Below are 8,064 nucleotides of genomic sequence, written 5' to 3'. Positions count from 1 at the left end.
AGCGGCCTGCACATCCGGCACGTCCCCCTCTGGCGCGTGCATCACCGGGGTGGGCTCCACCAACTGCTCGGCGGCCTGCACCTCGTAGCGGCCATTCATCGACCACAGCACAGCAGCCCCCACTACGACCGCCACGACGATCACGAAGGCGAGGATGCTCCACAGCCATACTTTCAGGGACTTCTGCTCACTCACTCGTTTCACCCTAGCCGAAAAAAGGCGCTCGGTTAGAATGGTGCGCATGAGCAAAAAAATCGAAGTAACCGTTGAAATCCCGAAGGGTTCCCGCAACAAGTACGAGATCGACCACGAAACCGGCAAGGTCCACCTCGACCGCTACCTGTTCACCCCGATGGCATACCCGGCCGACTACGGCTTCATCGACCACACCCTGGGCGAGGACGGCGACCCGCTGGACGCACTGGTGATCCTGCCGGAGCCGGTCTTCCCCGGCGTGATCGTTGAGGCCCGCCCGGTTGGCGTGTTCAAGATGACCGACGAGGCCGGCGGCGACGACAAGCTGCTGTGAGTGCTGGACGACGTCCGCTTCGACCAGTTCCAGGACATCGAGGACATCGACCAGTTCACCAAGAACGAGATCGAGCACTTCTTCGTCCACTACAAGGACCTGGAGCCGGGCAAGGAAGTCAACGGCTCCGGTTGGGGTAACGCCGAGGAAGCAGTGAAGATCCTCGACGAGGCCATCGAGCGCTACAAGGGCTAACTCACAGCCGCTTGCCGGCGGGCGGCAATCTGGTGCACAACCTCAATGAGCACCGCCCCGCCCGCGCCCACGGCCAACCCCGTGAACATCAGCTTCAGGTTGCCCGTGCGCAGAATCAACAACTCACGTAGCGGTGGCGCCAGGAAGATCACCAGGTAGCCGCCCACACAGCCGGCCAGCAGAAGCACCTTCCACCAATTCAGCGGCCGCGCCACAATACCCAGCACCCACAAACCCATGACGATCAGCGCCAGCAGCACGGCAGTACCGGCCTGTTGCCGCTGAATTTCCGGCACCTCCGCGCCGGGGTAAATGATGATCCACATCGTCACGCAGATGCCTCCGATGAGCACACCGGAGGGAATGGCCAAAGCCAGCACACGCCTGACGAAACCGTCCCGCGGACGTTCCGTGTTCGGAGCTAGCGACAGAATGAACGCAGGGATGCCGATAGTGAACCAGCCGGTGATCGTCACGTGAATCGGCTGGAACGGGAAAGAGATTCCCAGCACCGCCACCACCAGCGCCAGCACCACCGAGTACACCGTCTTCGTCAGGAATAGATGCGCCACGCGCTCGATGTTGCCGATCACCCGGCGCCCCTCGGCCACCACGCGCGGTAATGCGGAGAACTTGTTCGTCAGCAACACTAGCTGCGCCACACTGCGTGTTGCGGGTGCGCCCGAGCCCATGGCCACGCCAATGTCTGCCTTTTTCAGCGCCAGCACGTCATTGACGCCGTCGCCGGTCATGGCCACCGTGCGGTTCTGGCGGTGCAGGGATTCCACCATCTGCTGTTTCTGTTCAGGACTGACGCGCCCGAACACGTTTCCGCGTTTGATCTCCGCATCGAAGGCTTCGTCGTCCAGGCCGTTCAGCGTGCGGGCGTCCACCGCCACGAGATCCCGGTCGGTTGCCTTGCGCGCGACCGCCGCCACGGAATCCGAGTTGTCGCCGGAAATCACCTTGATGTCCACGTTCTGCTCGTCGAAGTACGCGAGCGTTTCGCGGGCATCGGAGCGCAGTTGCTGGCGGAGCACCACCAGCACCGGTTCGCTCAGTTGCGGGGCGGAATCCATGTTGAGGTCGTCCGTGTTGGCCCAGGCCTCCCCATCGGCGCCTTCGGGCTTGCCGAACACGAGGATGCGCAGTCCCTGATCGCCCAGCTGTTTGGCCGTTTCTGCGGCGCGGCCACCTTCCCGCAGAAGTACGTCGGGGGCGCCCATGATCCAGGCAGTTGCGTCCGAGCAGACGAACCCGGAGAACTTGTAGCGCGAGTTAAAGGGAATCTCGTGGCCCTGCCACTGGTCGGGTTCCACACCGCGCTCGCGCAGCCCGGCCACGATGGAGCGGGCGGTGTCGTTCAGGTTGTCCTGGGCGTTCAGCATGGAGGCGAGGTTGCGCGCCCAGGCTTCGTCCGCTTCGCTACCGTCAGCAGCGACGATGGAATCCAGCTCCATCTCATTGGTGGTGAGGGTGCCGGTCTTGTCGGTGCACACCGTATCGACGCGCGCGAGGCCTTCGATGGCGACAAGCTCGTTGACCAGGGCTTTGTACTTGCCAAGGCGAATCACGCCCGCTGCGAAGGCGATGGAGGTCATAAGAACCAGTCCCTCGGGCACCATCGGGACGATCGCCGCGGCCATGGAAAGGATGGATTCGCGCAGGCCCGTATCGGAGCGGACCAGTTGGGTCCAGATCGTGAGGATGCCGGTGGGGATAAGCAGCCAGGTGATTACCTTGAGGATGCTGTTGATGCCGTTCATAAGCACGGAGTCGGTCAGCGAAAACTCGCTGGCCTGGGAGGCTAGGCGTGCCGCATAGGCCTCGTCGCCCACCTTATCGGCGCGGAAGACGGCGGAGCCTTCGTTGACGAAGGATCCGGAGAGGATCTCGTCGCCCTCGCCCTTGCTCACGGCATCGGCCTCGCCGGTCAGCTGGGATTCGTCGACGCGCAGTGAGCCGGCCACCACCGTACCGTCCACCACGACCTCGTCCCCGCTGCGCAGCTTGATGATGTCCCCGAGGACGACTTCGTGCTGCGGGATGGTTTTTTCCTCGCCATCGCGGATGACACTGGGTTCCGATTCGCCGACGATACGCAGCTTGTCGAGGGTCTTCTTGGCGCGCAGCTCCTGGACCACACCCACCGCGGAGTTAGCAATAATGAGCAAGCCAAAGGCGGCGTTTATGACCGAACCGGTGGACAGGACGATCGCGCACAGCACGCCGAGGATGGCATTGACGCGGGTAAAGATGTTGGCACGCAGGATCTGTGCCACGCTTCGGCCGGTTCCGCGGCTCTGCGCATTCACCTCGCCGCGTTGCTTGCGCTCCTCAACCTCGGCGGCCGTGAGTCCCCGCGAAGAGGCGGCCTGCACTTCGGCGCTGGCTTGCTCGCTGGCGTGCGCCACTTCAACCTCCTGCGTAAACGGCCCGGCAGGTCCCCACCGGGATGCCCCATCTATTTAACTCCACGTTATTTAACTCCGTGCTATCCAACTCCACTTCGCTGGCTGCCCACCTTCGCCACCTTGCCTACAATGGGGCGCCATGAGTGATTTCGAAACAGTACAGCCCACCGATGTTCCTGCTGGCGCCCAGCTGATCGACATTCGTGAGGTGGATGAATACAACCAGTGGCACGCCGAGGGCGCGACCAACCTGCCACTCTCCGAGCTACAGGCCCGCTACGGCGAGCTGGATCTGAACGAGGACATTTACCTGATCTGCCTGTCCGGTGGCCGCTCCGCGCGCGCCTGCCAGTGGCTGGAGCAGAACGGCATCGACGCAATCAACGTTGCTAATGGCACGGCCGGTTGGCGAGACGCCGGACTCCCTATCGTGGGGCAACCCCACAATTAGACAAGACCCACGGTCAGCGTTATATTTGTGGCATGTCCGAAAACACGCCGCTACCCGCTGACTTGTTGTCTTCACCCTCTTTCCAGCTTGAGCGCCTACGCCGCCGCACCCGCGACTTCGTAGAGACCGCGCTCGCGGAAAAGGGCTTCAACCTGCGCGAATTCTGGGTTCTTGCGTGCCTCGTCGATGGCGATGCCGCAAGCCAGGCCACGCTGGGCGAGATCCTCGGAGTGGACCGCTCCGACATGGTTCGCCTGGTTGACTCGCTGGAAAAGCGCTCGCTCGCTAAGAGGGTTAAGGATCCCAAGGATCGTCGTCGTCAAATCATCTCGGTGACCAAGAAGGGCAATAAGACCTACACCAGCCTTTCCCCTCTGGTCGCCTCCGCCGAGGACAAGGCGCTGGACGAATCCACTTCCAAGCAGCTTAAGCACTTGAGCAAACTGGCCAAGGCCATCATCTCTTCAGAGGAGGCCTAGGCAGAAAGTGCAGATTCCTTCCCGGTACCTCCGTTCCCACGAGGCACCGGAGCCGCGCACGCTCATCGACATTGTGCGTGCGACGGCTTCGGCATGCCCAGAAGCCCCCGCTATCGACGACGGCAAGGGGGTTATTACCTATTCCGAGCTGCTCGACGAGATCAACGAAACCGCCGAGTGGCTGCATAACCGTGGCCTTGGGCGCGGCGACCGCATCGGCATTCGCATGCCCAGCGGTGATCGCTCGCTCTACATCGCTATTCTGTCCACCCTGGCCGTCGGTGCTGCCTATGTACCTGTTGACGCCGACGACCCCGAGGAACGAGCTTCCCTCGTCTTCGGCGAAGCCGGTGTGGCCGCAATTTACGGCGCTGAAGGGCTGCAGCTAGTCGACGAAAACCTGCAGGCAGATCCCGGAGCAGCCTCCGACAAGGTATTCGGCCCAGACCTGGAAACCGATGCGTGGATCATTTTCACCTCCGGTTCCACCGGCAAGCCGAAGGGCGTGGCGGTCACCCACCGCAACGCGGCTGCCTTCGTGGATGCAGAGGCGGAGATGTTCCTGCAGGACGAGCCGCTGGCCCCGGGCGACCGTGTGCTGGCTGGCCTCTCCGTGGCCTTCGACGCTTCCTGTGAGGAGATGTGGCTGGCTTGGCGCCACGGCGCCTGCTTGGTGCCCGCCCCGCGTGCCCTGGTTCGCTCTGGTGTAGATCTGGGCCCTTGGCTGGTTTCCCGCAGCGTCACGGCCGTTTCCACTGTGCCGACCCTGGCCGGTCTCTGGCCGGATGAGGCCCTGGATGCCGTGCGTCTGCTGATCTTCGGCGGCGAGGCCTGCCCGCCGGAGCTGGCAGTCCGTCTGGCCACCGATTCCCGCGAGCTGTGGAACACCTATGGCCCGACCGAGGCCACCGTCGTGGCCTGCGGCACCACCATGGACGGGGTGCGCCCGGTTTCCATCGGCACTCCCCTGCGCGGCTGGGACCTGGCAGTCGTTGACGAAAACAACCAGCCGGTGGGCTGGGGCGAGACCGGCGAGCTGATCATCGGCGGCGTCGGCCTGGCCCGCTACCTGGATCCGGAGAAGGATGCGGAGAAGTTCGCGCCCATGCCGGAGCTCGGCTGGGAACGCGCCTACCGCTCCGGTGACCATGTGCGCCTCGAGGAAGATGGCCTGTACTTCGTCGGTCGTATCGACGACCAGGTGAAGATCGGTGGGCGTCGAATCGAACTCGGTGAGGTAGACGCCGCACTGTCCGCTCTCCCCGGAGTGCGCAGCTCGACCGTCGTGGTGCAGACCACCGGCGGCGGCGACAAGGTGCTGGTGGGCTACGTCTCCACCGAGGGCAACGTCGAAGACTTCGACCAGCAGCAAGCACTAGACCAGCTGCGCGACTCCATGCCCGCTGCCATGGTTCCGCGCCTGTGCGCGCTGGACGAGCTGCCGGTGACGACCTCCGGCAAGGTGGACAAGAAGGCCCTGCCGTGGCCGCTGCCTTCCAGCGGCAACGCGGAGTTCGATGACCCGACCCAACAGTGGCTGGCGGGGCTATTCGCCGATGCGCTCGGCACGGCAGTGAACAGCCCGGATGCAGATTTCTTCAACCTCGGCGGCACCTCCCTGGGTGCGGCCACCTTGATCAGCCGCGTGCGCCAGGAGGTTCCGACCGTCAGCGTGCGCGATCTCTATGATCACTCCCGCCTGGGCGCATTGGCCGAGCACATCGACTCTCTGCGTGAAAAGACCGGCGGCGCAGGCACTGGCCAGGCCGCACAGGCCAAGGACGTCAAGCCTGCCAAACCGGTGGGCATCGGCACCCGCCTTGCGCAGGCGCTGATCCAGATTCCGGCGCTCACTCTCGCGGGTGCGCAGTGGGTGACCTGGATCCTGGTGTTCAACGCGATCCTGTTCCACGGTTCTTCGTGGGCGGGCGATCTGCCGTGGGTGGTAGACGTTCCTTGGGCCGTGGTCATCGCTGCGGTGATTGTCTTCGCCACCCCGCTGGGCCGTCTGCCACTGTCCGCGCTGTTGATCCGCCTGATTACGGCGGGTATCGGCGAGGGCGACTATAAGCGCGGCGGCTCTGTTCACCTGCGCATTTGGGCTGCGGAGCGCGTGGCGGATTCCTCCGGCGCGCGCGATGTCTCGGGTGCCGCGTGGATTACTACTTATGCCCGTTGGCTGGGCGCGAAGGTCGGCAAGGGCGCGCAGATGCACACCCTGCCGCCCGTCACTGGCCTGCTGACCCTGGGCAAGCACTGTTCCATCGAGCAGGAAGTGGATCTTTCCGGCTACTGGCTGGAGGGTGATGTGCTGCATGTCGGACGCATCGAAGTCGGCAAGGATGCCTCCGTCGGCGCCCGCTCCACCCTGTTCCCCGGTTCCCGCATCGGTGCTCGTGCTCACATCGAGCCCGGTTCGGCCGTCACGGGAGCCAAGAAGGTCAAGGCAGGTTCGCAGTGGGCGGGCTCGCCTGCGGTGAAGGTCGGCAAGGCGCATAATCGTTTCCCGGAGCAGGCCGCCCCGCGCCGCACCATGTGGTTCTGGCTCTACGCGCTGAGCGCCATTGCGATGTCGTTCCTGCCCCTGGTGGCTCTGTTCGTCGCTGCGGCGTTTGTGCTGTGGCTCGTTCCTGTTGACGCCCCCTTGCTGGCGCTTCCCATCGCCGCAGTCGGTGGTTTGGTGGCATTCGCAACGTACGCAGCACTGACGTGGCTGTCCGTCCGTCTGCTGTCCGCAGGCCTGAAGCCGGGCGTGGTGGCCGTGCGCAGCCTCAGCGGCTGGCGCGTATGGGCGGTCGAGCGTCTGATGGATAGCGCCCGTACGCAACTGTTCCCGATGTACGCGGCACAGCTGACCCCGCTGTGGTTCCGCAGTCTGGGCGCCAAGGTGGGCAAGGATGCGGAGATCTCCACGGCTGTGATGGTGCCGCGCTTCGCCGAGGTGCGCGAGGGCGCGTTCCTAGCAGACGACACGATGGTCGGCGGCTACGAGCTCGGCGGTGGCGGCTGGATGCTTACAGGTAACACGAAGGTGGGTAAGCGGTCCTTCCTGGGTAACTCCGGTATCGCCGGCCCGGATCGCACGCTGAAGAAGAACTCCCTGGTGGCAGTGCTTTCCTCCACCCCGGTGAAGACGAAGTCCGGCAGCAACTGGCTGGGTTCCCCGCCGGAGCGTTTGCGTCGCGTGGCCGTGGAGACCGGCGGAGAGTCCCGCACCTACAACCCGGGCTTCGGCCTGAAGGTGGCCCGCGGCATCGTGGAGACCCTGCGCCTGCTGGCGCCGATGACCTCCGCCATGATCGCGGCGGGCGTTGTGCTGGCGTTGCAGTGGATGCTGGTGAACCAGGGCATTTGGCAGGCCTTCGCGGTCTCCGGCCTAGTTCTGGTCGGCGCTGGTTTCGCGGCGGCAGTGGTGACAGTGCTGATGAAGTGGCTGTGCGTGCAGCGCATCAAGCCGGGCGAGCACGAGCTGTGGTCGGCCTTCGTGTGGCTCAACGAGCTGCAGGACCAGTTCGTGGAGACCGTGGCCGGCCCGTGGTTCCTGGCGCACACGATGGGCACCGGCAGCCTGAACATGTTCCTGCGTGCACTGGGCGCGAAGATCGGCCGGGGTGCGTGGCTGGACTCCTACTGGCTGCCCGAGGCGGACCTGGTCAGCATTGGCCGGGGTGCGAGCGTGGGCCCGGGTTGTGTGGTGCAGACACACCTGTTCCAGGACCGTGTGATGAGCCTGGATACCGTCACCCTGGGCGACGGCGCGACGATGGGACCCCACAGCGTGGCTCTGCCCGCCGCAGCGATCGAACAGGCGGCGACGGTCGGCCCGGCGTCACTAGTAATGCGCGGCGACCACGTTCCCGCCGCAACGAAGTGGCAGGGCAACCCGATCGAGATCGTGGAGAGTTAGCCTCCATAAGCACAAGCCCCGGTCGCCCTACGCATGAACTGCTCCCCATTAGTTGGACTGAGAAATCAGTTACCGACTAGTGGGGAGTA

4 protein-coding genes and 2 pseudogenes are annotated in these 8,064 nt (G+C 64.4%); 4 read left to right on the top strand and 2 right to left on the bottom strand.

From position 1 onward, the window contains the following. Window positions 1–195, bottom strand: a pseudogene (locus Q0331_RS03540) (D-alanyl-D-alanine carboxypeptidase/D-alanyl-D-alanine-endopeptidase); the annotation flags it as partial. Between the two features lie 46 nt (window positions 196–241). Here Q0331_RS03540 and Q0331_RS03535 point away from each other — a divergent pair. Continuing rightward, a pseudogene (locus tag Q0331_RS03535) lies at window positions 242–724 on the top strand (inorganic diphosphatase). Here Q0331_RS03535 and Q0331_RS03530 read toward each other — a convergent pair. After that, a complete protein-coding gene (locus Q0331_RS03530) occupies window positions 721–3,138 on the bottom strand; it encodes an HAD-IC family P-type ATPase (protein ID WP_298074925.1) in 2,418 nt (805 codons plus the stop codon). The pseudogene Q0331_RS03535 and the gene Q0331_RS03530 sit on opposite strands and share 4 nt — an antisense overlap. 139 nt (window positions 3,139–3,277) lie before the next feature. Here Q0331_RS03530 and Q0331_RS03525 point away from each other — a divergent pair, with 139 nt between their 5' ends. Genes Q0331_RS03525 through Q0331_RS03515 form a run of 3 tightly spaced genes read left to right on the top strand, consistent with a single transcriptional unit; the run spans window position 3,278 to window position 7,975 of the window. Beyond that, on the top strand, window positions 3,278–3,589 hold the full coding sequence (locus Q0331_RS03525) for a rhodanese-like domain-containing protein (protein WP_035004725.1): 312 nt from the start codon (window positions 3,278–3,280) through the stop codon (window positions 3,587–3,589). A gap of 32 nt (window positions 3,590–3,621) precedes the next feature. Next, on the top strand, window positions 3,622–4,068 hold the full coding sequence (locus tag Q0331_RS03520) for a MarR family winged helix-turn-helix transcriptional regulator (RefSeq protein WP_298074922.1): 447 nt from the start codon (window positions 3,622–3,624) through the stop codon (window positions 4,066–4,068). Between the two features lie 7 nt (window positions 4,069–4,075). Further along, window positions 4,076–7,975, top strand: a complete 3,900-nt coding sequence (locus tag Q0331_RS03515) for a Pls/PosA family non-ribosomal peptide synthetase (protein WP_298074920.1) — start codon at window positions 4,076–4,078, stop codon at window positions 7,973–7,975. The last annotated feature ends 89 nt before the right edge of the window (window positions 7,976–8,064 follow it).

Origin of the sequence: uncultured Corynebacterium sp., from assembly GCF_937999985.1 — a bacterium.
Taxonomy (GTDB): Bacteria; Actinomycetota; Actinomycetes; order Mycobacteriales; family Mycobacteriaceae; genus Corynebacterium.
The sequence above is the reverse complement of the archived record's forward strand: the minus strand, read 5'-3'. Positions and strand labels throughout refer to the sequence as shown.

Coding starts and splice junctions, on each gene's coding strand:
- Q0331_RS03525 (WP_035004725.1), top strand. CDS start 3,278: ATGAGTGATTTCGAAACAGTACAGCCCACCGATGTTCCTGCTGGCGCC.
- Q0331_RS03520 (WP_298074922.1), top strand. CDS start 3,622: ATGTCCGAAAACACGCCGCTACCCGCTGACTTGTTGTCTTCACCCTCT.